The following is a 24,512-nucleotide window of genomic DNA, read 5'->3' as shown; positions in this document are numbered from 1 at the left end:
CAGTAAACGCAGGTCAACATGTGGGATCGGGCGCCGCTAAGGCTCCCGGATCACGGGGGTCAGCAACATATCGCGGGTCTGCAGCTGCCGGTATCGCGGCTTGACCAACGATATGTTGCCCTCGCGGATGTCGTGGATCAGCATCTCGGTGTCCACGTGACCGCTGGGCAGTTGTGTCCATAGCAGCGGGCCGCGATCGTCCCACTGGCCTTTTTCATCCAGGGCATAAATGCGCGGGACCTTGTACTCGTTGCGAAAACTGGTGAGGGGCACCACCAGCACCTCGCTTTGGCCGTCCCCGTCGAGGTCGACCGCCCACAACACACAGCCCGACTCGCAAGGTGAGTCTGCACTCTCACTCATATCCACAAACTGCTCGCTGCCTTTGGGTTTGGGGCCGATCCATTCCAGCTCGGGTTTGGGCGCTCGAGCCCGCTCCTTGGCCAACTGCTCGTCAAAACTCAGCGACGTGTCGTCCATTCTCTCGCGCAGGGCGCGGCGCGATTCCGGGTTCAGAATGCGCTCCTGATCCACGTCCATCTGCAACTGGGCATAAGCCTGCTCGCCGGCCTTCCCCAAGCCGAAGCGCAGGTAATGGGCATCAAACGCTTCAGGGTTAGTGCGCCCATCGAGCAAGCGCCGCACCTGATCGTCGGCGCTGAGCCGTATTGGGTTGAGTACCGGCGTGTTGACCAACACCAACAGCAGGCAAAACAGCAACGCCAGTACCGGGTTGGTCACGCGCAGGTTGCTTAGCCAGGCCGGCGAACGCAAGGCCACCGCCCACACCGCCGCCAGGCCATACAAACTGCACAGCAGAGCCAGCGCCAGCGCGATGAAACGTTGTGGCGACAAGGCATATTGCTCGACGCGCAGCCAACTGGAGTAGAACGCCAGCGCCGCGAGAATCGGCAGGCACACCACGCTGAATTCAACAAAGCGCATCAGCCACTTGGGGTATGGCCTAGGCTGCCCGCCCTCTTGAAAGACGCCATTGAGCAAGAACAGTTGGGCGCCGGCCAACACCAGCAATATCGGCGTGGAGTAGCCCGTCGCCCAAATCCGGTCGAGCCCGGTGAAGGGCAACGTCAGGGTAAACAGCACACTGATCAGGGCGATCAACGGCAACAACAGCCCACAGGCGCCAAACAGCATGCCACGCATCTGTCCGATAACCTTCTCACTGCGCCCCGCCATGTACATGCCCAGCGCGAACACCAGCGGCACGCTGAAACACATGAACGTCTGGCTCCAGAAGTGGAGCTCAAAGAATTCGATGCCCAGCATCAGGAACAGCCGGCTCCAGAGCTTGAGCAACAACAGGAAAAGACCGACGAGCATCAGGGCGTACAGCACGATGAACACACTGTTCCAGGCTTGCTGAAACAGGTTCTCATACCGCCAGCGCTGCCCCTTCGCGGCGGGCCAGGCGCACAGAAAGCTGGCGCCGATGTAGCTCAGCAGCACCAGGCTGAGGCACCAGGCGTCCACCTCCCGTCGGCTAATCAGGAGGTGTTCTTCTCGGTAAAAGACCCACGCCGTCATGCCGCTCATCAGCAACGTAAACGCCAGCGTAGGCAGCAAAGCGCGCCATTGCCGGGCTTTTTCCCCCAGCAGCTGCAACGTGGTCCCGCCCACCAAGGCCACGACCATAACGCCGGTAAACAGCGCCTGGTTCGAATTGAAGAACCGGTCGGCGTAATTAAACACCACGCCCTGAAGCAGGCCGATCAGCAGGTAAAACCCAAGAAAACGATTAAGGCCAGGCATTCCAATTCCTTTGGAGTGGGGTGAAGGCAAAGGGCCGCAAGTCTAAACAAAGCCCGTGCCCTTGGGTAATACGCCTTCACATCCCCCGTTCCCTCCCGCCGCCAGCGGTGTAGAATCGACCCTATTCATCGCCAGTCATCCCCCGGCGGGTTTATGAGCTCGAGGCCCAAGCAAGCGGCGATCCCGCGACGCGAGTGGCAACTTTTGGACACGCGGCCATTTTCTGAGTGTTCCAGACGTCAATAGAAGCTCACTCCCCATTAGTACCTGATTAGAAGTACCTGATTAGCCGCCCGGAGTGCTCCATGCCAGATTACCGCTCGAAAACATCCACCCACGGCCGCAACATGGCCGGCGCGCGCGCACTGTGGCGTGCCACGGGGATGAAAGATGACGACTTCAAGAAGCCGATCATCGCGATTGCCAACTCGTTCACCCAGTTCGTACCCGGCCATGTCCACCTCAAGGACCTGGGCCAACTGGTCGCCCGTGAGATCGAACGCGCCGGTGGCGTCGCCAAGGAATTCAACACCATCGCCGTGGATGACGGCATCGCCATGGGCCATGACGGCATGCTGTATTCCCTGCCGAGCCGCGAGATCATCGCCGACTCCGTGGAATACATGGTCAACGCCCACTGCGCCGACGCCATCGTGTGCATTTCCAACTGCGACAAGATCACCCCCGGCATGCTGATGGCCGCCCTGCGCCTGAACATCCCGGTGATCTTCGTCTCCGGTGGCCCGATGGAAGCCGGCAAGACCAAGCTCGCTTCCCACGGCCTCGACCTGGTAGACGCCATGGTGATCGCCGCCGATTCCAGCGCTTCTGACGAGAAAGTCGCGGAATACGAGCGCAGCGCCTGCCCGACCTGCGGTTCGTGCTCCGGCATGTTCACCGCCAACTCGATGAACTGCCTGGTGGAAGCCCTGGGCCTGGCCTTGCCGGGCAACGGCTCGACGCTGGCCACCCACAGCGACCGCGAGCAGCTGTTCCTGCAGGCCGGCCGCACCATCGTCGAGCTGTGCAAGCGTTACTACACCGAGAACGATGAGTCGGTGTTGCCGCGCAACATCGCCAACTTCAAGGCGTTCGAAAACGCGATGACCCTGGACATCGCCATGGGCGGTTCCACCAACACCATCCTGCACTTGCTGGCCGCAGCGCAGGAAGCCGAGATCGATTTCGACCTGCGCGACATCGACCGCCTGTCCCGTCACGTGCCGCAGCTGTGCAAGGTCGCGCCGAACATCCAGAAGTACCACATGGAAGACGTGCACCGCGCCGGCGGGATATTCTCGATTCTAGGCTCGTTGGCCCGTGGCGGCCTGCTGCACACCGACCTGCCGACCGTGCACAGCAAATCCATCGCCGAAGGCATCGCCAAGTGGGACATCACCCAGACTGACGACGAAGCCGTGCACACCTTCTTCAAGGCCGGCCCGGCCGGCATCCCGACGCAAACCGCGTTCAGCCAGTCGACCCGTTGGGACACCCTGGACGACGACCGTGAAAACGGCTGCATCCGCAGTGTCGAGCACGCCTACTCGCAAGAAGGCGGCCTGGCCGTGCTGTACGGCAACATCGCGCTGGATGGCTGCGTGGTGAAAACCGCCGGTGTGGACGAGTCGATCCATGTGTTCGAAGGCAACGCCAAGATCTTCGAAAGCCAGGACAGCGCCGTGCGCGGCATCCTTGCTGACGAAGTGAAAGAAGGCGACATCGTCATCATCCGTTACGAAGGCCCGAAAGGCGGCCCGGGCATGCAAGAGATGCTCTACCCGACGTCGTACCTGAAATCCAAAGGCCTGGGCAAAGCCTGCGCCTTGCTGACCGACGGCCGTTTCTCCGGCGGTACTTCAGGCCTGTCCATCGGCCACGCTTCGCCAGAAGCTGCTGCCGGTGGCGCGATTGGCCTGGTGCAGGATGGCGATAAAGTGCTGATCGACATTCCGAACCGCTCGATCAACCTGTTGATCAGCGATGAAGAACTGGCCGCGCGCCGGGTCGAGCAGGACAAGAAAGGCTGGAAGCCGGTCGAGAAGCGCCCGCGCAAAGTCACCACCGCGTTGAAGGCTTACGCGTTGCTGGCCACCAGTGCCGACAAGGGCGCGGTGCGTAACAAGGCGATGCTCGACGGCCTGTAAACCCCGCCCATAAAAATGCCCCGCCATGTGCGGGGCTTTTTTTTGCCTGGCTAACGCTCCAACCGATCGTTCCCACGCTCCGCGTGGAAATGCCTCCGGTGACGCTCCGCGTCACGCAGTCAAGGGCGGACGCAGAGCGTCCAGGGCTGCATTCCCACGCAGAGCGTGGGAATGATCAGTACGGTCTTACTGAATCTCCTCAGGCTTGACGATCACCCAGTTCTTGTCCGCCGTCACCGGTAACCCTTCTTTGGCTTGTGCGGCAGCGTGCTTGGCCATCATGCCGTTGAGTTGGGTCATGTATTTATCCTTGCGGTTGATCCACAGGTGGATGCCGCCCTTGGCCACGTCCACATCGTGGAACAGCATGTAGCCGTCGCTGGTCGGTGTGTCACCACCCACGATCACCGGTTTTTTCCACTCGTCGATGTAGGTCAGGATCGCCGCGTGTTTGCCGGCCATCCAGGTTGCCGGGGTCCACAGGTACGGGGTCAGCTCCAGGCCGAGGTTGGCCTTCTCGTCATATTTACCGGCGGCGATCTGTTTGCGCGCAGTGGTCAGCTCGCCGGTCTTGCGGTCCTTGAGCAGCGTGCTCACGCCGATGACGTTTTCGGGTTTGACGTTGTAGCCGTACTTCGGATCGGCAGCGACCATGCGCACCAGCTCCTCGGACGCGGCGGTCATCACATACACCTCGATGCCGTTCTCCATCAGCTTGTTGAACAGCTCAGCCTGGCCGGTGAAGACTTTCGGCGGCTGCACCTCCATGTTCTTCACCACGTCACCGTCGTAATAGGTGACCGGCACCGGCTTGCCAGACGCCATCATCTCGTCGACGTAGCCCTTGAGTTCCTTGAGCGTGAAACCGGAGAAAATCTGCGCGACCCACGGGTAGCAGACCATGTCGTCGACTTCGCAGAGGCGGTAGTAATAGCTGAACAGGCTTTCCTTGTGGTCGGCGGTGTCCTTGAACGGGATCAGTTTCAGGGACGGGTCCATCGTGTCGCGGGTGATCAGGCCCTTGTTTTCCAGGTACGGGAGCAAGGACTCTTCGAGGTCGTAGCGGTAGCTGGTGTTGTCCATGTCGAACACCGCGAAGTTACCTTTGTTGGCATTCGCGGCGATCATCTTGTTCAGTTGCTCGGCGGCAGGCGCCGGCCAGTGTTTCAACTCGGTGGCGGCGAATGCCTGGCTGGCGAGGCCGAAGCAGAAGGCAGCGGCAAGTAGTGTTGGCGCGAGCTTCATAAGCGTTTTCTCCCTGAGTGAAAGACATCGACGCTAACAAATCTGTGTGACAGTTATCGCCCGAGCGCGACCGCTTGCGTCGTGATTGCGCCAAAGGCATGTGCCTGAGCGTCAAACGCTTATTCCAAAAACGACAGTCACCATTCCATATCGGTATTAAATCAATATATTTCAAGCTGTTAGCATTTCCGGTTCGCAATCGCAGGCTCACGCGATTGGCTGCCTTCTCAACGGAGCTTCAATGAATCTGCCCCTGATTCTCAACTTACTGGTGTTCGTTGCCCTGCTTTTGGGCCTGGCACAAACCCGCCGCACACACTGGAGCCTCGCCAAGAAGGTGCTGTTCGCGCTGGTGCTCGGCGTGCTGTTCGGTGCGGCGTTGCACACTATTTATGGCGACGGTAACCCGGTGCTCAAAGCCTCGATCAGCTGGTTTGATCTGGTCGGCAACGGTTATGTGCAACTGCTGCAAATGATCGTGATCCCGCTGGTGTTCGCCTCGATCCTCAGTGCCGTGGCGCGCCTGCATAACGCCTCGTCCCTGGGCAAGATCAGCTTCCTGACCATCGGCACGCTGCTGTTCACCACCGCCATTGCGGCGCTGATCGGTATCGGCCTGACCAACCTGTTCGGCCTCACCGCCGAAGGCCTGGTGGCCGGCACCCAGGAAATGGCGCGCCTGCAGGTGATCCAGAGTGATTACGCAGGCAAGGTCGCCGACCTGAATATCCCGCAATTGCTGCTCTCGTTCGTGCCGGCGAACCCCTTCGCCGACCTGGCCCGCGCCAAGCCGACGTCGATCATCAGCGTGGTGATTTTCGCCGCTTTCCTGGGGGTTGCCGCGCTGCAGCTGCTCAAGGATGACGTGGAAAAAGGCCAGAAAGTGCTCAACGCCATCGACACCCTGCAAGCCTGGGTGATGCGCCTGGTGCGCCTGGTGATGAAGCTGACGCCTTACGGCGTGCTGGCGCTGATGACCAAAGTGGTCGCCGGTTCCAACCTGCAAGACATCATCAAGCTCGGCAGTTTTGTGGTGGTGTCGTACCTGGCGCTGGGTTTGATGTTTGTGGTGCACGGCCTGCTGCTGTCGCTGGCCGGGGTCAACCCGCTGCGTTTCTTCCGCAAGGTCTGGCCGGTGCTGACCTTTGCCTTCACCAGCCGCTCCAGCGCAGCGGCCATCCCGTTGAGCATTGAAGCGCAGACGCGCCGCCTGGGCATCCCGCAATCCATCGCCGGTTTCGCCGCCTCGTTTGGCGCGACGATTGGCCAGAACGGTTGCGCCGGTCTCTACCCGGCCATGCTGGCGGTGATGGTTGCACCGACCGTGGGCATCAACCCGCTGGACCCGCTGTGGATCGCGACCCTGGTGGCAATTGTGACCTTGAGTTCAGCCGGTGTGGCCGGAGTGGGCGGCGGTGCGACCTTTGCCGCGCTGATCGTGCTGCCGGCGATGGGCTTGCCGGTGTCACTGGTGGCGCTGCTGATTTCCGTTGAGCCGCTGATCGACATGGGCCGTACGGCACTGAACGTGAACGGTTCGATGACGGCGGGCGCGATTACCAGCCAGGTCATGGGGCAGACGGATAAGGCGTTGTTGGATGCCGATGAGCATGCTGAGTTAGCGCAGGCCTAAAGCCCTGGATCGTTCCCACGCTCCGCGTGGGAATGCAGCCCAGGACGCTCTGCGTCCGTCCCTGAAGGCCGTGACGCGGAGCGTCACAGGAGGCATTCCCACGCGGAGCGTGGGAACGATCTTGATGCTCTTAAGCTTTTTCCCAAACCTCAAAGTTGTACGCCGGCTTATCACCTTCAGCCAGGTTCTCGACATTCGACACCAGCTTCCACTGGTTCAAATCAAACTCGGGAAACCACGCATCCCCTTCCGGGCTCAACGCAACCCGCGTCAAATACAGGCGGTCCGCCTGCTCCAGCCCCTGCGCATACAACTGCGCACCGCCGATCAGCATCAGCTCATCCACGCCCTGCTCCAGCGCCCACGCCTCTGCGCGTTCGACGGCTGCGTCCAGTGACGGAAAAACTTCCGCACCTTCAAGCGCCAAATCGGTCTGACGGCTGACCACAATGTTCAAGCGCCCCGGCAACGGTCGACCCAGGGAATCCCAGGTTTTGCGCCCCATGATGATCGGCTTGCCGAGCGTGGTGGCTTTGAAATATTTGAAATCCCCCGGCAAATGCCAGGGCATGCTGTTGTCGACGCCGATCACACGGTTTTCACCGAGGGCTGCGATCAGGCTTAAAGGGAGAGTTTTTTTCATGGCGACGAGAATACCAGAGCCGCGAGTCTGCGGTTATGCTCCAAGCTCACTGGCTCAACAGGACGACGCGTGACTGCACTGACCCCGCTGCACAAACTCTGGCTGACGGAAACCGTGCGCCTGCGTGAAGAACACGCCGGTCCCCTGGAAGACCTGGAAGCCAACCGCCTGGCCCGCACCGCCGGCGGCGACTTGCCGACGCGCATCCAACAGCGCGCCCTGCAGTTGGCCGAGCGCGATGGCTTGACCGCCGCCCTCACCCGCTGGCTGCAAGGTGCGCGTTTGGCGTTGGTGTTGCTGGCCATCGTCGCAGTGATCAGCGGCGCCGGCCTGGCCTTTGCCGCACTGGGCAACGGTTTGACGCCGGTTAATGTGTTCTGGGCCTTGGGCAGCCTGCTCGGCTTGAACCTGATTCTGCTATTGAGCTGGGCCTTGGGCCTGCTGTTTGCCGGCGAGCACAGCGCCAGCCTCGGCCGCCTGTGGCTGTGGCTCAGCGAAAAACTCGCGCGTGACGCCAAGGCCGCACAGCTGGCACCTGCGTTATTGCTATTGCTGCAACGCCAGAAACTCAATCGCTGGGCCGTCGGTGTGCTGGTCAACAGCCTATGGTTGCTGGCATTGCTCAGCGCCATGGCGATTTTGCTGACACTGCTGGCCACGCGGCGCTACGGCTTTGTGTGGGAAACCACAATCCTCGGCGCCGACACCTTTGTCGCCGTCACCCAAGCCCTCGGCAGCCTGCCCGCGCTGCTGGGCTTCAACGTGCCGACGGTCGAAATGATCCGCGCCAGCGGCGACTCGGCGCTGAATATCGAAAGCGCCCGCCAAGCCTGGGCCGCCTGGCTGGTAGGCGTATTGCTGGTCTACGGCCTGCTGCCACGGCTGGTCCTCGCGCTGCTGTGCCTGTGGCGCTGGAAACGTGGGCGCGCGGCGCTGCGTCTGGACCTGAATTTGCCCGGCTACAGTCAACTGCGCGAGCGGTTGATGCCGAGCAGCGAACGCCTTGGCGTCAACGACGCCGCCCCCGAACAGTTGCACTCCGTTACCGGCGGCGTCAGCGAATTGGAAAGCGACGGCGCCTTGCTGGTGGCCATCGAACTGGATGACCAACACGCCTGGCCGCCCAAACTGCCGGCCAGCGTTAAAAACGCCGGTGTCCTCGATAGCCGCGAATCGCGCAACAAGCTCTTGGAACAACTCACGCGTTTTCCGCCCGCGCGCCTGGCCATTGCCTGCGACCCCCGCCGCTCGCCCGACCGTGGCAGCCTGGCGTTGATCGCCGAGCTGGCCCGCAGCGCCACCGCCACCCGCGTGTGGCTGCTGCAAGCCCCGCCCGGCCAGGCGCTGGACGCCGAACGCTTGGGCGATTGGCATGCCGCGCTGCAAAACCTTGAAGTGCCCTTCGCCGACTGCGCGCCGCTGACGTGGCTGGAGACTGGTCATGACTAAGCCGCTGAAACTCGCCGTGGTCGGCCACACCAATGTCGGCAAGACCTCGCTGCTGCGCACGCTGACCCGTGATGTCGGCTTCGGCGAAGTTTCCCATCGTCCCAGCACCACGCGGCATGTCGAAGGCGCGCGCTTGTCAGTCGACGGCGAAGCCTTGCTGGAGCTATACGACACGCCCGGCCTCGAAGACGCCATCGCCCTGCTCGATTACCTGGAGCGCCTGGACCGGCCCGGCGAACGCCTCGACGGCCCGGCACGTCTGGCGCGCTTTCTGGACGGCAGCGAAGCGCGCCAGCGTTTCGAACAGGAAGCCAAAGTGCTGCGCCAGTTGCTGGCCTCGGACGCCGGCCTGTATGTGATCGACGCCCGCGAGCCGGTTTTGGCCAAATACCGCGACGAGCTGCAAGTGCTGGCCAGTTGCGGCAAGCCGTTACTGCCAGTCCTCAATTTTGTCAGCAGCAGCGACCACCGCGAGCCGGACTGGCGCGAAGCCCTGGCCCGCCTCGGCCTGCATGCGCTGGTACGTTTCGACAGTGTGGCGCCACCGGAAGACGGCGAACGTCGCTTATATGAAAGCCTGGCCTTGCTGCTGGAAAACGCGCGGCCGCATTTGGAGCGCTTGATGCTCGACCAGCAAGCCCAGCGCGTCGCACGCCAGCAAAGCGCGGCGCAGCTGATCGCCGAGCTGCTGATCGACTGCGCCGCGTGCCGGCGCAGCGTGGTCACTGAACAGGAGCAGCAAGCCATCAGCGACTTGCGCAAGGCCGTGCGCCAGCGCGAACAAAAGTGTGTGGAAGCCCTGCTCAAACTGTTCGGCTTCCGCCCACAAGACGCCGCCGCCAGCGATTTACCCTTGCTGGACGGGCGCTGGGGCGATGACCTGTTCAACCCCGAAACCCTCAAGCAACTCGGCGTGCGCGTCGGCGGTGGGATTGCCGCAGGCGCGGCCGCCGGTGCCGGTGTGGACCTGCTGGTCGGCGGCCTGACCCTTGGCGCCGCTGCGATTGCCGGTGCGATTGCCGGTGGCGCGCTGCAAACCGCACGCAGCTACGGCAGCCGCCTGCTCGGCAAGATCAAGGGCCAACGCGAGCTGACCGTCGACGACAGCGTGCTGCGCCTGCTCGCCTTGCGCCAACGCCAGTTGCTCAAGGCTCTGAACCTGCGCGGCCACGCGGCGATGCACAGCATCAAGGTCGACACGCCCCAGGACAAGACCTGGCGCGAAGGCAAGTTGCCGGAGGCCCTGCACAAAGCCCGCGCCTATCCGCAATGGTCGTCGCTCAATCCCCAGGCAAAACTGAGCCATGCTGAACGTCAGGAGCAGATTCTAGTGCTGGCGCAAAAACTTAATGATGACTAGTACCAGTTGAATTTCAGGTACAACTTGCTCAAGGCGTGGAGGGTTTGTTGGTCCACGGTATCGAACAACTCAAGCTGATCATCGCCTTCCAAGGGGTCCAGAATACCGTCGGCATTTTTATCATGGGCAATCACGCTGTACATCAGAGCATCCCGGCCCACCTTACGGTTGTGCTGATACAAATCCGACCGGACCTCCACCGGCACGCCTAGTTCGTCAAAACGCCCCACGCACAGATTCAATGAACGGTCCGCCACCTCACCTTTACTGAACCAACTGAGTTTCAGGGCCTGGTTGGCAAACGTCTTGAGCAACCGCCGATCCTTGAGCGTCGACGCCCCGTCAAAATCCACATCCCCGGTCGACTGAAAGTCCACCTCGCCGTCGGCCGTCGTGTCGAACGCCACGGCTTGATGGATCAGCTCGTCAGGTAAATCCGGATCTTTTTGCAAAAAATGCAGCTTCACCGTATCTGCCCGGTCGTTTTCACTCCGGTCTTGCACGACGACTTTTAAATAACGCATGGGTACTGCCTCAGTCAAAAAACAGACCTCAACATACTTCTGCCCAAGGCCCGATCACAGGTGCTATTGGCGTCACATCAAGTCAGAAACTGCGACACGCAAACAGTCACCGTTCAAGAGGCCGGGAGATCAACGACCCTGACCTCAAAGGCTTCGGGCTCGTGCCAATTGAACGCCAGGTAGAGCTCGGCCAACTGCTGGACCAGGCTCTGGTCAACCGCGTCGATTACACCATCGTGGTTGATGTCGAAATGAATGTTCCACTCAAGCTTGCCGTCGTTATCAAAGTCATACGCGGCATTCCAGGCGACCAGCGTGTGTGGGTTAATAATCCCCACCCCGTCCTGCACATGCAGGCGCACGGTGTCGGGCGTGCCGTCTTTATAGAAGTCTTCGGAAAAAATCTTCATGTAGCGCCTTGAAGCAGTCCCAGGGTTCAACCAGTTGAGCTTCAAGTAGGCGGTGGCAAACCTGTCCAGCAACACTTTATCCAGGCTGTCTTCCTGCCCGTTGTTCGTCACGTCACCCCTGCTGTAGTCCACGTTTCCATCGGTAGGAAAATCGTAGGCCACGGCCTCATTGACCAATCTGTCTTGAATGCCAGGGGTGGCTTGATAGAACTGAAGCTGTACCGTGTCTGCACGACCATCGCCGGTCCGGTCCTGTGCGAAAACCTTTAGATAACGCATTTACTTGTCCCTTGTCGTTGCGGCCATTCCGTTAAGGCCAGCCAATGTTCATGCAACCCAGTCGAACGCCAGGAAGGTGTTGCATAAGTCCTTTATGGCGATCTTGTCGTGGTGGTCGGCAATGCCATTGCGGTCGAGGTCGCTGTTGGTGAACGACTCCAGCACCCCATCGCTGTCGCCGTCATAGCCTGCGGCGGTATAGACCAGAGTGCGTTTGCCCCGTGACGTACAGCACTCGTAAAAACTCAGCTTGATGGCATTTGGAACACCGTTTTTGGCGGTGTGCACGACGTGCATGGTCATATACCGGCGCCAGGTCTCTCCGGCGTTGAACCAGTTCAACTTCAAGTAAATGTCGGTAAAGCGCTTAAGCAGCAATTTATCTTGCGCCGATTTGCAACCGTCACGATTGATATCACCGGGCAACAAAATATCAGCGGCCCCGTCCGCAGTGATGTCGATGGCCACCGCCTCATGAACCATTTCGTCAGGTTCGTTGGGGACCTGCTCGAAAAATTGCAGGACAACCATATCGGCCTTCCCATTACCGCTGCGATCCTGCGCGGTGGCTTTCAAGTAATGCATCACATGCTCTCTTGCGTGGCTGAATTCGCATGAGAGTAATGACCGGGGCAAAAGCGTCGCTAGCCGTCGCTTCCGGGCTGGGCGTATGAATTCACGCTGCCTGATATCAGTAGACGGTGCGCCATGGTTTTCAATCGCTCAAGGTCCAGCACCGGCACGTGCATTTCCTTGGCTTTCTCATCCCAGTGACGCATGCGCAGGCTGGCCTGGCAGAGCGGGTCTTGCTCAAAAGCCTGGGCCTCTTCAGCGCTCATCACGCCGCCTTGATACCCCAGCGTGCGACGGCTGGCCTCACTCAACCGAGCGTAATACTCCGGCTGGCTGAAGGTCAGGTAACGCTTGGCTTGCACGTGATACTCCACCAGCTTGGCCATGCGCTCGCTGAAGCCTGCGCGGCGCAAGTAGTCCGCGCCCAACCGTTCGTGGCTGACCACGCCATAACCACCCATGTTCTCCCCGCCGTGACCGCAGAGGTGGCCGATGTCGTGGAAAAACGCCGCCAGCACCACTTCATCATCAAAGCCTTCAGCCATCGCCAGCTGTGCGGCCTGGGACATGTGTTCGATCTGCGACACCGGCTCGCCGATGTAATCCGCCGTGCCGTGCTGCTCATACAAACCGAAGATTTCGGCTATCGCCTGTTCCGGGCTCATGTTTGCGCGCCCCACAATGCGCTGATATTTCGCTCGGCCAGTGCCGGCCCCACACTCATGCCTACACCACTGTGCATCAATGCTGCGCTCACGCCCGGTGCCGCACACAAGAATGAAAACGGCGCCGGCCCGCGTGAGCCGTACACGCCTTGCCAGCGCTCCACCACCTGGATCTTGCAGCCCAGGGTTTGCTCGGCCAGTTCGATCAACCAGTCATCAATCTGCTCGGCGTTGAACGGCGAGGCATCGCTGCCGTAGTCGTGGGAGTCGCCGATGATCAGTTCGCCATGGGGCGTCGGGCTGATAAGCAGGTGAATGCCGTGTTCATGCAAGTGCGGCGCTTCACGCAGGATCTGCGCCTGCACCGGCGCAGCTTCCGGCAGGTCGGCGAAGGCGCCGTAATGCACGCAACTCAAGCCCGTGAGCAAGGCGTGTTGCAGGTTCAGATTGATCGCGGGCCGCGCACGCAGCATTTGCAGGCGGCAGATACTCGGGTTGAGTGCGGCAATCGATTCGGCCAGCAGGGTTTGGTAATCATGGCCGGAGCACACAATGATCTGCTCGCCGCGAAAGCTGCCTACCGTGCTGTGCAGTTGGCCCGGCTCGACGTCGCGTACCAACGTGGAGAAGTGAAACTCCACCTTCAATTCACGGCGAAGGTAGTTGATCAGCGCCGGGATCGCTTCGCGCGAATACAGCTGTTGATCGTCCTTGCCGTGCAGCGCCGCGCGGTGATGATGGAACTGGCCGCCATACAAATCCCGCAGCGCCGCGCCTTGCAGCAGCTCGACGTTATAGCCGTGCGCCTGGGCGCGATCGGCGCGAAAAGCTTCCAGCAAATGTTCTTCCGCCTCAGTACGCGCAAACAGGTACGAGCCATTGCGTTTGAGCTGCAAGCCGGCCACTTGCGCCCAGCGCCCCCAGATATCACGGCTTTCCCGAGCCAGGTCGAGCATCGGCCCTGGCGGTTGGCCGGTGACCAGTGCCTGGCCAAAGTTACGCACGGAGGCGCCCAGCGGCGTGGCGCTGCGCTCGAAGACTTTGACCTTGAGGCCGCGTTTGGCGGCGGCGTAGGCGTGGGACAGGCCGAGGATGCCGGCGCCGATGACTAAGAGATCACTACTCATGCGTTCCTCTCGTTCCTACGCTCCGCGTGGGAATGAATCCGGTGACGCTCTGCGTCACGACGTTCAAGAGCGGACGCGGAGCGTCCAGGGCGGCATTCCCACGCGGAGCGCGGGAACGATCAATCACTGTTTCTCCGACTTACCGTCATAGCGCTTGCGCCACTCGGTCAGGATGCTGTCGCGGTTTTTCGAGGCCCAGGCGAAGTCGTTCTTGATCAGGCGCTGCTCGTAGTCGGCCGGCAATTCAGTCTGCGGCTTGGCGATACCCGGCTGGGCGAGCACGGCGAAGTTGTCTTTGTAGAGGTCCATCGCCGCAGCGCTGGCGGAGAAATCAGCGAGCTTTTTAGCCGCGTCGGCGTGGGCAGTGCCCTTGATCACCGCTGTCGCTTCGATATCCCAGCCCAGGCCTTCTTTGGGCAGGATGATGTCCAGCGGCGCGCCCTGGCGTTTCAGCTGAACCGCCGGGTATTCAAACGAAATGCCAATCGGGAATTCACCCGAAGCCGCCAGCTTGCACGGCTTGGAGCCGGAGTGAACGTACTGGCCGATGTTCTGGTGCAAGTCGTCCATGTACTGCCAGCCCTGCTTCTCGCCGAAGGTTTGCAACCAGGCACTGACATCCAGGAAACCGGTGCCGGACGACGCCGGGTTGGGCATTACGATTTTGCCTTTGTACTCAGGCTTGGTCAGGTCCTGCCAGCTCACCGGCTTGGTCAGGCCTTGTTTCTCGGCTTCGACCGTGTTGAAGCAGATGGTCGCCGCCCACACGTCCATGCCGACCCACGCCGGTGGGTTGGCGGCGTCGCGGTAGTTTTTGCCGATCTTGTCCAAATCCTTCGGCGCGTAGTTTTCCAGCATGCCTTGCTGATCGAGAATCGCCAGGCTCGAGGCGGCCAGGCCCCACACCACGTCAGCTTGCGGGCGATCTTTTTCGGCCAGCAGCTTGGCGGTGATGATGCCGGTGGAGTCGCGAACCCATTTGATCTCGACGTCGGGGTTGGCTTTCTCGAAAGCCTGCTTATAAGTCTTCAACTGCTCAGCTTCGAGGGCCGTGTACACGGTCAGTTCGGTCTTGGCGAAGGCATTCAGGCTGAATGCAGTGAGTACCGCAGCGACCAGCGCCAGGGGCTTGAACATGGAACACCTCCTACAAGGATGATTATTGGCCGGGCGCGGTCTGGCGCCAGGCTTGGGAGCGGCGCAGCGCGCCACGTGAGGCCCACGCCAGCAGCAGCGAGACGCCGGCTGAGGTGAACAGGATCAGGGTCGACATGGCCGCAGCGCCGCCCACATTGCCGGCGTCGTCCATGTTCAACACGGCGACGGCGGCGAGGATGGTGTCGGGGCTGTAGAGGAAGATCGCGGCGGACACGGTGGTCATCGCCGACACAAACAGGTAGCGCACGATGTCCAGCAGGGCGGGCAGGCAGATCGGCACTGTCACGCGCAAGTAATGGCGATACAGCGGCGCCTTGAGGGACAGCGCGGCGGCTTCGAATTCACTGTCCAGCTGGCGCAGCGCCGTGGTCGCGGTCATCTGTGCAGTGGTCAAATAGTGCGCAATGGTGCACACCACCAGTAACGTCATGGTTCCGTAGAACACATGCAGCGGGTTGCCGTTGAGGTTGAAAAAGAACACGTAGCCCAGGCCCAGCACCAAACCCGGTACGGCCATCGGCACAAAGCTGAGCATGCGCAGCGCCAGGTTCAGGCCCTTCTGGGTCTTGGTTTTTTCCATCAGGTAGGCGCCGGTGAAGATCAGCACGCTGCCGATCAGTGCCGTGCACAGGGCCATGGTCAGGCTGTTGCGATAGGCCAGCCAGCCGCCGCCCGCCGTGTCTTCGAATTGATAGTGGTTGAGCGAGAGCGACAGGTTATACGGCCAGAACTTCACCAGCGACGAGTACACCGCCATGCCGAACACCAGCAGCAACACTGCGCAAATCAGCAGCACGATGGCCAGGTAGCAGCCATCACGCAGTCGCGACGGTGCCGGTTGAAATACCTGGGCGCGGCCGCTCATGGAATCACCGTGACGGCGACGCAACCACGCATCGACGCCAAAGCTGAACAGCGCCGGCAGCAGCAGGACCATGCCGATCAACGCGCCGCGACCGAACTGTTGCTGGCCGACCACCGCCTTGTAGGCTTCCAGCGCCAGCACTTGGTAATCGCCACCCACCACCACGGGCACGCCGAAGTCGGTGATGGTCAGGGTGAACACCAGGCAAAACGCCGCGAACACGGCTTGGCGCGTGGCGGGCCAGGTGATGCTGCGAAACGCTCGTGCAGGGCTGGCGCCCATGCTAGATGCCGCATCGAACAGTCGCGCATCCGCCAGCGACAGCGCCGACAGCAGAATCATCAACGCGTGTGGGAAGGTGTAGATCACCTCGCCCAGAACAATGCCCCAGAAGCCGTAAATATTGTCCGAGAGCAGCCCGCGCAACATGCCCTGATTACCGAACAAGTACACCAGCGCAATGCCCGGCAGCATCGACGGGGCCATCAATGGCAACAGTGACAGGCCGCGCCAGATCGCCTTGCCGGGAATCAGCGTGCGTTGCAGGGCGTAGGCAAACAGGTAGGCCAGCGGTACGACGATGGCCGCCACGCTGAGGGAAACTTTCAGGCTATTGCCCAGCAGCCAGTGGAAGTTGGCACTGGTCAGCAGTTCTCGCGCCGCGACCAGCCCACCGCCCTGCCCGGCCTCGCTGCTGAAACCACGCCAGAAGATCGCCAGTAACGGCAGCAATACGGCGATGCCCAACAGCACCAGCCACAGCAGTTTGCCGCCGAGCACAAAAAGGCGGTCGCCGTGCTCGGCGCGCGAGACTTGGCGCGGCAATGTCATCACAGCCGCCATCTCAGGCAAACACCTGCAGGCTGCGCGGCGGCAAGGCCACCCAGATGTCCTGGGCGCCCAGGCGCGGCATGGCTTCCGGGGCCAGTTCGGCCAGCAGCGGATGGCCGGGCAGTTGCTCCAGTTCAAAGCTCATGCGGCAGCGGTTGCCGAGGAACGTAATTTCGCGGACCTTGGCCGGGAACAGGTTTTCTTCATGCACCGGCGGGTTGACGCTGATGGCTTCCGGGCGGCAGAACAGGCGCCCGGATTTGGCCACGCCGGCATCGTCGGCCAAGCGCATGTTCATGCCGCCGACCTGGGCGTGGCTGGCGCTGTTGCGGCTGAATGGCAGCCAATTGCCCTGGCCGACAAACTCCGCCACAAACGGCGTGGCCGGGCGGTCGTAGATTTCCTGGGGCGTGGCGTATTGCTCGACCTTGCCGTTGTTCATCACGGCAATACGGTCGGCCATCAACATAGCCTCGTCCTGGTTGTGGGTGACCATCAACGTGGTGATGCCCAGGCGCCGTTGCAGCTGGCGCAGCTCGGTGCAAAGGTGTTCGCGGACACGGGCGTCGAGGGCTGACATGGGTTCGTCGAGGAGTAACAGCGAAGGCGCCGGTGCCAGGGCGCGAGCCAGGGCAACGCGTTGTTGTTGGCCGCCGGAGAGCTGGCCGGGGAATTTCTTTTCGCTGCCAACCAGGCCGACCAGTTCGAGCATCTGGCCAACACGCTTGCGCACTTCATCGCGGCCACTGCCGGTGAGGCCGTAGCCGATGTTGGCTTCAACGGTCAGGTTGGGAAACAGTGCGTAGGACTGGAACAGAATGCCGTAGTCCCGGGCCTGGGGCGGCAGTAGGGAAACGTCGCGATTACCGAGGCGCAATTCACCGCTGTCCTGGCGTTCCAGGCCGGCGATACAGCGCAGCAAGGTGGTTTTGCCGCAACCGGACGGGCCCAGCAGGCACACCAGCTCGCCGGCGGCGACGTCCAGGGACACATTGTCCAGCGCGGTAAAGGCGCCGAAGCGTTTCTGGATACCGCGCACCGTCATCGGCGCGCCGGGGTTGGTCAGGGCTGTGTTCATGGAGGCACCTCATCAAACTGATGAAGGCCATGCTAGGGGGGCAATGCTTCCCGGATGTGGCAGGAAGGCAAAAGGCGGTGATAGTGGTATTGGTGGATTTGTGTAGGAACGGCTCCCCTTGTGGCGAGGGAGCTTGCTCCCGCTGGAGTGCGCAGCGCTCCCAAGCTTTTTGGGGCCGCTACGCAGCCCAACGGGAGCAAGCTCCCTCGCCACAGGTGCCGCGACACACTCAGAGGGGCGACATTTCCTGCGCCAGCCCAAGAAAAGCGGCCGGCAACCGCGCGCCTTTTCTCTCCTTGAGGCAGTACAAATACTCCGCAATCTGCGGCGCATTCTCGATGGTCAGCACCCGCAACTGCGGGTCATGGGGCACTTCCTGGCGGGCAATGATGCTGATGCCGATGTTGCGCAGCACCGCTTCGCGAATCGACTCACGGCTGCCGATCTCCAGCAACGGCCCATAACTCACACCCGCGCCCTGCAGCATTTCTTCGGTCAGCCGCCGGGTGGTGGAGCCGACTTCACGCATCAATAGCGTGTGCCCGGCCAACGCATTGAGCGGCACGTGATCGAGCTTGGCCAACGGGTGATTACGGTGCACTGCCAGCACCAGCGGATCGGTGCCGAGTACGCGGCGAATCAGGCGCGGGTCTTCGAGCAATTGTGAGGACGCGGCAACATCGACGCGGTAGTCGTCCAGCGCTTCAAGCACCTGCTGGGAGTTGCCGATTTCCACCGACACGTCCACTTGAGGCAGACGTTCGCGGAAGGCTTTGACCAAGTCGAGGATGTAATAAGGCGCCGTTGCGGCAATCCTCAAAGCACCTTGGACCTGGCCGTTGTTGCGCAGGAAAAACTCGATATCGGCTTCCTGCTGCAACAGCGCCTTGACCATCGGCAGCAGGCGCGCGCCGTCGTCGCTGACGGTGAGACGGCGCCCGCCACGGTAGAACAGTTCAACGCCGTACTGGCTTTCCAGGTTGCGAATCTGGGTGGTGACCGTGGGCTGGCTCAGGCCGAGCTTCTTCGCCGCCTGGGTAATGCTGCCCAGGCGGGCGACCATAAAAAACGCCTTCAGCTCGGCACTCAGCACACCACCCTCTCATCATCTATTTGCGCAACAGGCGCAGGCCATTGAACACCACCAGCAGGCTCACGCCCATGTCGGCGAACACCGCCATCCACATGGTCGCCATACCCAGGAAAGTGACCGCGAGGAAGATCGCCTTGATCACCAGCGCCAGGGCGATGTTCTGCTTGAGGATACTCGACGTTTGCCGCGACAGACGAATGAATGCCGGAATCTTGCGCAAGTCATCGTCCATCAGCGCCACATCAGCGGTCTCGATGGCGGTGTCGGTGCCGGCGGCGGCCATGGCAAAACCAATCTCGGCACGGGCCAGGGCCGGCGCGTCGTTGATGCCGTCGCCGACCATGCCCACGCGGTGGCCTTGGCCGTAGAGGGTTTCGATGGCTTGCAGTTTGTCGGTGGGCAGCAAGTCGCCTTGAGCCTTGTCGATGCCGACCTGGGCCGCAATCGCCTGGGCGGTGTGGGTGTTGTCGCCGGTGAGCATCAGGGTTTTGATGCCCAGCTCGTGCAGTTGCTGGATGGCTTCGCGGCTGCTGTCTTTGACCGTGTCGGCCACGGCGAACAGTGCCAGCGGGCCGGATTTATCGAGCAGCAACACCACGGATTTGCCTTGTTTCTCCAGGGCGAAGAGCTTTTCTTCCAGCTCGGGCGAGCACAGGCCAAGGTCTTCCACCAGGCGGTGGTTGCCCAAGTGGTAGGTTTCGCCGTTGATATCGCCACGCACACCCCGACCGGCCAGGGCTTCAAAGTTATCCACAACGTGGCTTGGCAGGTTTTTATCCACAGCCGCATTGGCAATGGCCAACGACACCGGGTGGTCGGAACGCCCCGCCAGGCTGGCGGCCAGGGCTGGCGCGCTGTCTTGAACGGTCGGGAACAGCGCCAGGTAATCGGTTTGCACCGGTTTGCCGTGGGTGATGGTGCCGGTTTTGTCGAGGGCCAGGTAATCGAGCTTATAGCCGCCTTCGAGGTACACGCCGCCCTTGATCAGGATGCCTTTGCGCGCCGCTGCGGCCAGGCCGCTGACGATGGTCACCGGAGTGGAGATCACCAAGGCACACGGGCATGCGACCACCAGCAGCACCAGCGCGCGGTAGATCCAGTCGAACCAGGCGCCAGCCATGAACAGCGGAGGAATCAACGCCACGCCGAGGGCAAACAGGAACACGGCCGGGGTGTAGATTTTCGAGAAGCTGTCGACAAAGCGCTGAGTCGGTGCGCGTGCGCCTTGGGCCTGTTCGACGGCGTGAATGATGCGCGCCAGGGTCGAGTTGTTCGCCGCGGCGGTGACTTTGTATTCCAGGGAACCAGCCTGGTTGATGGTGCCGGCGAAGACTTTATCGCCCACACCCTTTTCAATCGGCAGGCTTTCACCGGTGATTGGCGCTTGGTCGATGGTGGATTGGCCAGCAGTAACTTCACCGTCCAGGCCGATGCGCTCGCCGGGCTTAACCCGCACGATATCGCCCAGCTCAATGCTTTTAACTTCTTTTTCGACCCAGCTGCCGTCGGCTTGCTGCACCGTGGCTTGTTCCGGGGTCATCTGCATCAAGCCGCTGATGGCGTTACGTGCACGGTCCAGGGACTTGGCTTCGATCAACTCGGCCACGGTGAACAGGAACATCACCATCGCCGCTTCCGGCCACTGGCCAATCAGCACTGCACCGGTCACCGCGATGCTCATCAGCGCGTTGATGTTCAGGTTGAGGTTTTTCAGGGCTATCCAGCCCTTTTTATAGGTGGTGAGGCCACCGCTGAGGATCGACACCAGCGCTACCAGCGCAATGACCCAGGTCGGTGCTACGCCGGTGAAATGCAGGACTTCAGCGCCTAAAGCACCGACACCAGACAGCGCCAACGGCCACCAGTGTTTCTTGGCAGGCGGCGCAGCGGCTGGGGCGCCTTCTTCGATGGGGTCGGCCTGCATGCCGATGGATTTGATCGCCTCGATGATCGGCGCGGTACTCGGCAAGTCATGGGTGACGCCGAGGATGCGGTTGATCAGGTTGAATTCCAGTTGCTGCACACCGGCGAGCTTGCCCAGTTTGTTCTGGATCAGCGTCTGCTCGGTGGGGCAGTCCATGGCTTCGATGCGAAAAGTGCTCAGCCGCGAGCCGGCGGTCGGCGCTTCGCTCAGCGTGACCACGGCAGGCGCAACCTTGCTGGAACAGCAGGAGTCGCCATGACTGCCATGGTCGTGCTGCTTGACCGGCGTCAGTTTGGCGCCGTGGTCGTGGCTATGGTCGTGATCATGATCATGCTTGTGATCATGCTTTTTTGGGGTGTGGATGGAATCGCTCATTCTGTCGCGTCCGTAAAGGTGCCTGTTGCCAAGTAAAGACCCTGTAGCCACTATAGGGTCAAGCACCCATTTGGAGATTGCTGCGATGAAGATCGGCGAATTGGCCAAATTGACCGACTGTCAGGTCGAAACCATCCGTTATTACGAGAAGGAAGGCCTGCTGCCGCCTCCGGCACGCACCGACGCCAACTACCGCGTGTACACCCAGGCGCACACCGAGCGGCTGATCTTTATCCGCAACTGCCGCAGCCTCGACATGACGCTGGAGGAAATCCGCAGCCTGCTCGGGCTACGCGACAGCCCCCAGGACCAGTGCGAAAGTGTGAATGCGTTGATCGACGAGCATATCCACCATGTGAAAGCGCGGATCGACGGGTTGTTGGCGTTGCAGGAGCAACTGCTCGACCTGCGCCAACGCTGCGGCGGTGCGCCGGGGATGGATCAGTGCGGGATTTTGCAGCGGCTGGAGCTCAGCGGGAGTGTGGCGGCCAGTGAGGCGGAGCCTTCGCATGTGGGCAGAAGCCACGGGCATTGATGTGTACACACAATAAATGTGGGAGCGGGCTTGCTCGCGAAAGCGGTAGATCAGTCAACATTTCCGGCGACTGACACACTGCCTTCGCGAGCAAGCCCGCTCCCACATTTGACCGAGTCCGACTTTTAAATGGCGACGTCGGCTTTAATACTTGGATCAGCGTCATAGCCCACAATTTCGAAGTCTTCGAACTTGTAGTCGTAGATCGACGCCGGTTTGCGCTTGATCACCAGTTCCGGCAGCTTCTTCGGCGTACGCGCCAGCTGGGTGCGGATCTGTTCCATGTGGTTGCTGTAGGCGTGGGTGTCGCCGGTGGTGACGATGATCTCGTGGGGGATCAGGTCGCACTGCTGGGCCAGCATGTGGGTCAGCAACGCCAGCGCGGCGGTGTTGTACGGCAGGCCGAGGAATACATCGGAGCTGCGGATGTACAACTGCATCGACAGGTGACCGTCATGCACGAACGCCTGGTACAGCAGGTGGCACGGCGGCAGGGCTTGCTTGCCGTTGCGGGCGTTTTCCTGCGGGCTCTTGGTTTCGTCCGGCAGGTATTCGACGTTCCAGCCGTGGAACAAGATGCGACGGCTGTTGGGGTTGTTCTTCAACGTGTCGACCATGTAGTCGATCTGGTTGATCTTGCCGCCGTCCTTGGTCGGCCAGGCGGTCCACTGCTCGCCGTACACCGGGCCCAGGTCACCGTCTTCGGTGGCCCATTCGTCCCAGATTTTTACGCCGTTTTCGTTCAGCCACTTGATGTTGGTGTTGCCGCTCAACATCCAGATCAATTCGTTGGCGATGCTTTTGAAATGAAGCTTCTTGGTGGTCAGCAGCGGGAAGCCGTCGGCCAAGTTATGCCGATACTGACGGGCAAACACGGCCTTGGTGCCGGTGCCGGTGCGATCGCCCTTGGTCAATCCATTGGTCACGACGTCGTTCAGTAGTTCGAGATATTGCTTCATTTTAGTACCCGTATCGTTGAAGCCGGGGCTACGCAAAAGCCCCGGCATTCGAATTTAAAGCGCGGTGTTCTTGATGCCTTGCGGGCGATTGTACGCCCACCACAGCAGGCCCAGGCCCGCCAGGATCATCGGCATGCTGAGGATCTGCCCCATGGTCAACCAGCCCCACGCCAGGTAGCCCAGCTGTGCATCCGGCACGCGGACGAACTCGACGATAAAGCGGAAGATCCCGTAGAACAACGCGAACATCCCCGATACGGCCATGGTTGGGCGTGGCTTGCGCGAGAAGATGTACAGAATCAGGAACAGCGCCACACCTTCCAGGGCGAACTGGTAGAGCTGCGACGGATGGCGCGGCAATTGCGCCGGGTCGCTGAACGGCGGGAACACCATGGCCCACGGAACGTCGGTTGGCTTGCCCCACAACTCGGCGTTGATGAAGTTACCGATACGCCCGGCGCCCAGGCCAATCGGCACGAACGGTGCGACGAAGTCCATCAGTTGGAAGAACGACTTGCCGTTGCGGCGGCCGAACCACCACGCGGCGATCATCACGCCGACAAAGCCGCCGTGGAACGCCATGCCGCCCTTCCACACTTCAAAGATCAGCGTCGGGTTGGCGATATAGGCCGGCAGGTCGTAAAACAGCACATACCCCAGACGCCCGCCGACAATGACGCCCATCGACATCCAGAACACCATGTCGGAGAGCTTCTCCTTGGTCCAGGTCGGGTCGAAACGGTTCAGGCGCCGGGAAGCCAGCAGCCAGGCACCGCCGATGCCGATCAGGTACATCAACCCGTACCAATGGATTTGCAGCGGACCGATGGCCACGGCCACCGGGTTGATCTGCGGGTAAGGCAGCATTGCGACTCCTCGTTAAATCAATAGTCATGGCGCACCGGACCATGCCGGTGTGGGATTAAGCCTGCGTTACAGCCGCAATTTCAAATTAAGAAGTTCAGACGCGCCCAATAGCCCGGCATGTTAACGGATGGAAGGCATGCGACCCAACTTCGATACGATGGAACGCCCGCCGTTGTGTGGGTAGAGTGAGGGAAAACACAAAAGGGATCGCCTGATGTGCCTGATTGTTTTCGCCTGGCGGCCGGGCCATGCCCAACCGCTGATCGTCGCGGCCAACCGTGATGAATTCTACGCCCGCCCCAGCCTGCCGCTGGCCCAATGGCCGGATGCGCCGCACATCTACGCCGGCCGCGACCAGGAAGCAGGCGGCACCTGGCTTGGCGTAAACGCCGATGGGCGGTTTGCGGCCCTGACCAATATCCGCGACCCGCACCAGCCGCCCGCACGCAAGTCGCGCGGGGAGTTGGTGGCGCGTTTTCTCAGCGGCTCAACGCCGATTGACGACTACTTAGCCGACGTTAACGGCCGTTCGATTGAATATGCCGGATTTAACCTGCTGGTGGGTACGCGTGATGAGCTGTGGCATTACAACGCCAATCAGACTGAGCCGACGCGGCTGGAGGCTGGGGTTTATGGGTTATCCAATGCCGGGCTGGATACGCCGTGGCCCAAATTGCTCAAGGCCAAGGCGGCGTTGAGTGAGTTGCTGGAGAACCCACAACCTCAGGCCTTGCTGGATATTTTGAGCGACCCACAGACCGCGTCGTTTGCTGACCTGCCGGACACAGGCGTGGGCTTGGCGACCGAAAGTCTGCTGTCGAGCGTGTTCATCGCCAGCCCCAGTTATGGGACGCGGGCGAGTACGGCGTTGATTGTGAATGCGGATGGGACGCGGCGGATGGTGGAGCGCAGTTTCGGGCCGCTGGGTGGGCGGTTGGGTGAAGTAGAACTGAGCATTTAGCGGTAATGTTGATCGTTCCCACGCTCTGCGTGGGAATGCAT

The 24,512-nt window shown here is 61.2% G+C and carries 21 protein-coding genes; 6 read left to right on the top strand and 15 right to left on the bottom strand.

Features of this window, described 5'->3' with window-relative positions:
* Window positions 1–36: 36 nt before the first annotated feature.
* Entirely contained in the window at window positions 37–1,770 is a 1,734-nt protein-coding gene (locus HX783_RS18375) for a DUF4153 domain-containing protein (RefSeq protein ID WP_177017829.1), read from the bottom strand.
* Between the two features lie 305 nt (window positions 1,771–2,075).
* Between HX783_RS18375 and ilvD the strand changes: the two genes are divergently transcribed.
* Complete coding sequence (gene ilvD / locus HX783_RS18370) at window positions 2,076–3,917, top strand: dihydroxy-acid dehydratase (RefSeq protein WP_159960700.1); 1,842 nt, start codon at window positions 2,076–2,078, stop codon at window positions 3,915–3,917.
* 186 nt (window positions 3,918–4,103) lie between these two features.
* Here the strand turns inward: ilvD and HX783_RS18365 are convergent, their stop codons facing one another.
* Window positions 4,104–5,162, bottom strand: a complete 1,059-nt coding sequence (locus HX783_RS18365; protein WP_177017828.1) for a haloacid dehalogenase-like hydrolase — start codon at window positions 5,160–5,162, stop codon at window positions 4,104–4,106.
* Between the two features lie 241 nt (window positions 5,163–5,403).
* On the opposite strand from HX783_RS18365, the gene HX783_RS18360 reads away from it, so the two are divergent.
* A complete protein-coding gene (locus HX783_RS18360) occupies window positions 5,404–6,795 on the top strand; it encodes an L-cystine transporter (protein ID WP_177017827.1) in 1,392 nt (463 codons plus the stop codon).
* 130 nt (window positions 6,796–6,925) lie between these two features.
* On the opposite strand, the gene HX783_RS18355 is transcribed toward HX783_RS18360, so the two are convergent.
* Complete coding sequence (locus tag HX783_RS18355) at window positions 6,926–7,438, bottom strand: dihydrofolate reductase (RefSeq protein WP_177017826.1); 513 nt, start codon at window positions 7,436–7,438, stop codon at window positions 6,926–6,928.
* A 69-nt stretch (window positions 7,439–7,507) separates the two neighbouring features.
* Between HX783_RS18355 and HX783_RS18350 the strand changes: the two genes are divergently transcribed.
* Together HX783_RS18350 and HX783_RS18345 are read left to right on the top strand one after the other, a co-directional pair.
* Window positions 7,508–8,887: a DUF2868 domain-containing protein gene (locus HX783_RS18350; protein WP_177017825.1), complete on the top strand. Its 1,380-nt coding sequence runs from the start codon at window positions 7,508–7,510 to the stop codon at window positions 8,885–8,887.
* A complete protein-coding gene (locus HX783_RS18345; RefSeq protein ID WP_177017824.1) occupies window positions 8,880–10,247 on the top strand; it encodes a DUF3482 domain-containing protein in 1,368 nt (455 codons plus the stop codon). The genes HX783_RS18350 and HX783_RS18345 overlap by 8 nt, the downstream gene beginning before the upstream one ends.
* Here the strand turns inward: HX783_RS18345 and HX783_RS18340 are convergent.
* The 10 genes from HX783_RS18340 to HX783_RS18295 form a co-directional block, all read right to left on the bottom strand.
* Window positions 10,244–10,771, bottom strand: coding sequence for a hypothetical protein (locus HX783_RS18340; RefSeq protein ID WP_177017823.1), 528 nt, complete (start codon window positions 10,769–10,771; stop codon window positions 10,244–10,246). The two genes, HX783_RS18345 and HX783_RS18340, sit on opposite strands and share 4 nt — an antisense overlap.
* 113 nt (window positions 10,772–10,884) lie before the next feature.
* A complete protein-coding gene (locus tag HX783_RS18335) occupies window positions 10,885–11,460 on the bottom strand; it encodes a hypothetical protein (protein WP_177017822.1) in 576 nt (191 codons plus the stop codon).
* A gap of 48 nt (window positions 11,461–11,508) precedes the next feature.
* Complete coding sequence (locus HX783_RS18330; RefSeq protein WP_177017821.1) at window positions 11,509–12,045, bottom strand: hypothetical protein; 537 nt, start codon at window positions 12,043–12,045, stop codon at window positions 11,509–11,511.
* Window positions 12,046–12,104: 59 nt separating this feature from the next.
* Complete coding sequence (locus HX783_RS18325) at window positions 12,105–12,698, bottom strand: phosphonate degradation HD-domain oxygenase (protein ID WP_177017820.1); 594 nt, start codon at window positions 12,696–12,698, stop codon at window positions 12,105–12,107.
* The gene (locus HX783_RS18320; protein WP_177017819.1) at window positions 12,695–13,825 is read right to left on the bottom strand and encodes a TIGR03364 family FAD-dependent oxidoreductase; all 1,131 of its coding nucleotides are present in this window, start codon (window positions 13,823–13,825) and stop codon (window positions 12,695–12,697) included. Before HX783_RS18320 ends, HX783_RS18325 begins: the two co-directional genes overlap by 4 nt.
* A 123-nt stretch (window positions 13,826–13,948) precedes the next feature.
* Window positions 13,949–14,962, bottom strand: a complete 1,014-nt coding sequence (locus tag HX783_RS18315) for a putative 2-aminoethylphosphonate ABC transporter substrate-binding protein (RefSeq protein WP_177017818.1) — start codon at window positions 14,960–14,962, stop codon at window positions 13,949–13,951.
* A gap of 22 nt (window positions 14,963–14,984) precedes the next feature.
* Window positions 14,985–16,691 (bottom strand): putative 2-aminoethylphosphonate ABC transporter permease subunit, encoded by a 1,707-nt coding sequence (locus tag HX783_RS18310; protein WP_177017817.1) that lies wholly within the window; start codon window positions 16,689–16,691, stop codon window positions 14,985–14,987.
* Window position 16,692: 1 nt separating this feature from the next.
* Window positions 16,693–17,757 carry a putative 2-aminoethylphosphonate ABC transporter ATP-binding protein gene (locus HX783_RS18305; protein ID WP_177017816.1) on the bottom strand — a complete coding sequence of 355 codons (1,065 nt, stop codon included), beginning with the start codon at window positions 17,755–17,757 and terminating at the stop codon, window positions 16,693–16,695.
* Between the two features lie 229 nt (window positions 17,758–17,986).
* Window positions 17,987–18,850, bottom strand: coding sequence for a LysR family transcriptional regulator (locus tag HX783_RS18300; protein WP_159960717.1), 864 nt, complete (start codon window positions 18,848–18,850; stop codon window positions 17,987–17,989).
* Between the two features lie 16 nt (window positions 18,851–18,866).
* On the bottom strand, window positions 18,867–21,149 hold the full coding sequence (locus tag HX783_RS18295) for a heavy metal translocating P-type ATPase (protein ID WP_177017815.1): 2,283 nt from the start codon (window positions 21,147–21,149) through the stop codon (window positions 18,867–18,869).
* An 85-nt stretch (window positions 21,150–21,234) separates the two neighbouring features.
* Between HX783_RS18295 and cadR the strand changes: the two genes are divergently transcribed.
* Window positions 21,235–21,684: a Cd(II)/Pb(II)-responsive transcriptional regulator gene (gene cadR / locus HX783_RS18290; RefSeq protein ID WP_159960721.1), complete on the top strand. Its 450-nt coding sequence runs from the start codon at window positions 21,235–21,237 to the stop codon at window positions 21,682–21,684.
* A gap of 125 nt (window positions 21,685–21,809) precedes the next feature.
* Here the strand turns inward: cadR and HX783_RS18285 are convergent, their stop codons facing one another.
* Together HX783_RS18285 and lgt are read right to left on the bottom strand one after the other, a co-directional pair.
* A complete protein-coding gene (locus HX783_RS18285; protein WP_106575719.1) occupies window positions 21,810–22,643 on the bottom strand; it encodes a thymidylate synthase in 834 nt (277 codons plus the stop codon).
* A gap of 54 nt (window positions 22,644–22,697) precedes the next feature.
* Window positions 22,698–23,510, bottom strand: a complete 813-nt coding sequence (lgt, locus tag HX783_RS18280; RefSeq protein ID WP_159960723.1) for a prolipoprotein diacylglyceryl transferase — start codon at window positions 23,508–23,510, stop codon at window positions 22,698–22,700.
* Between the two features lie 214 nt (window positions 23,511–23,724).
* Here lgt and HX783_RS18275 point away from each other — a divergent pair, with 214 nt between their 5' ends.
* Entirely contained in the window at window positions 23,725–24,471 is a 747-nt protein-coding gene (locus tag HX783_RS18275) for an NRDE family protein (RefSeq protein WP_177017814.1), read from the top strand.
* Window positions 24,472–24,512 lie beyond the last annotated feature (41 nt).

The sequence above is a fragment of the Pseudomonas sp. D2002 genome (assembly GCF_013385735.1).
In the GTDB taxonomy this organism is placed as follows: Bacteria; Pseudomonadota; Gammaproteobacteria; order Pseudomonadales; family Pseudomonadaceae; genus Aquipseudomonas.
This window is presented reverse-complemented; position numbering and strand designations above follow the sequence as displayed.

Bases quoted from the DNA above. Each gene is read 5' to 3' on its own strand.
- HX783_RS18345 (WP_177017824.1), top strand. From the start codon at position 8,880: ATGACTAAGCCGCTGAAACTCGCCGTGGTCGGCCACACCAATGTCGGC.
- HX783_RS18355 (WP_177017826.1), bottom strand. From the start codon at position 7,438: ATGAAAAAAACTCTCCCTTTAAGCCTGATCGCAGCCCTCGGTGAAAAC.
- HX783_RS18320 (WP_177017819.1), bottom strand. From the start codon at position 13,825: ATGAGTAGTGATCTCTTAGTCATCGGCGCCGGCATCCTCGGCCTGTCC.
- HX783_RS18305 (WP_177017816.1), bottom strand. From the start codon at position 17,757: ATGAACACAGCCCTGACCAACCCCGGCGCGCCGATGACGGTGCGCGGT.
- HX783_RS18325 (WP_177017820.1), bottom strand. From the start codon at position 12,698: ATGAGCCCGGAACAGGCGATAGCCGAAATCTTCGGTTTGTATGAGCAG.
- HX783_RS18360 (WP_177017827.1), top strand. From the start codon at position 5,404: ATGAATCTGCCCCTGATTCTCAACTTACTGGTGTTCGTTGCCCTGCTT.
- HX783_RS18275 (WP_177017814.1), top strand. From the start codon at position 23,725: ATGTGCCTGATTGTTTTCGCCTGGCGGCCGGGCCATGCCCAACCGCTG.
- HX783_RS18375 (WP_177017829.1), bottom strand. From the start codon at position 1,770: ATGCCTGGCCTTAATCGTTTTCTTGGGTTTTACCTGCTGATCGGCCTG.
- HX783_RS18310 (WP_177017817.1), bottom strand. From the start codon at position 16,691: ATGGCGGCTGTGATGACATTGCCGCGCCAAGTCTCGCGCGCCGAGCAC.
- ilvD (WP_159960700.1), top strand. From the start codon at position 2,076: ATGCCAGATTACCGCTCGAAAACATCCACCCACGGCCGCAACATGGCC.
- lgt (WP_159960723.1), bottom strand. From the start codon at position 23,510: ATGCTGCCTTACCCGCAGATCAACCCGGTGGCCGTGGCCATCGGTCCG.
- HX783_RS18315 (WP_177017818.1), bottom strand. From the start codon at position 14,962: ATGTTCAAGCCCCTGGCGCTGGTCGCTGCGGTACTCACTGCATTCAGC.
- HX783_RS18330 (WP_177017821.1), bottom strand. From the start codon at position 12,045: ATGCATTACTTGAAAGCCACCGCGCAGGATCGCAGCGGTAATGGGAAG.
- HX783_RS18285 (WP_106575719.1), bottom strand. From the start codon at position 22,643: ATGAAGCAATATCTCGAACTACTGAACGACGTCGTGACCAATGGATTG.
- HX783_RS18295 (WP_177017815.1), bottom strand. From the start codon at position 21,149: ATGAGCGATTCCATCCACACCCCAAAAAAGCATGATCACAAGCATGAT.
- HX783_RS18335 (WP_177017822.1), bottom strand. From the start codon at position 11,460: ATGCGTTATCTAAAGGTTTTCGCACAGGACCGGACCGGCGATGGTCGT.
- HX783_RS18340 (WP_177017823.1), bottom strand. From the start codon at position 10,771: ATGCGTTATTTAAAAGTCGTCGTGCAAGACCGGAGTGAAAACGACCGG.
- cadR (WP_159960721.1), top strand. From the start codon at position 21,235: ATGAAGATCGGCGAATTGGCCAAATTGACCGACTGTCAGGTCGAAACC.
- HX783_RS18365 (WP_177017828.1), bottom strand. From the start codon at position 5,162: ATGAAGCTCGCGCCAACACTACTTGCCGCTGCCTTCTGCTTCGGCCTC.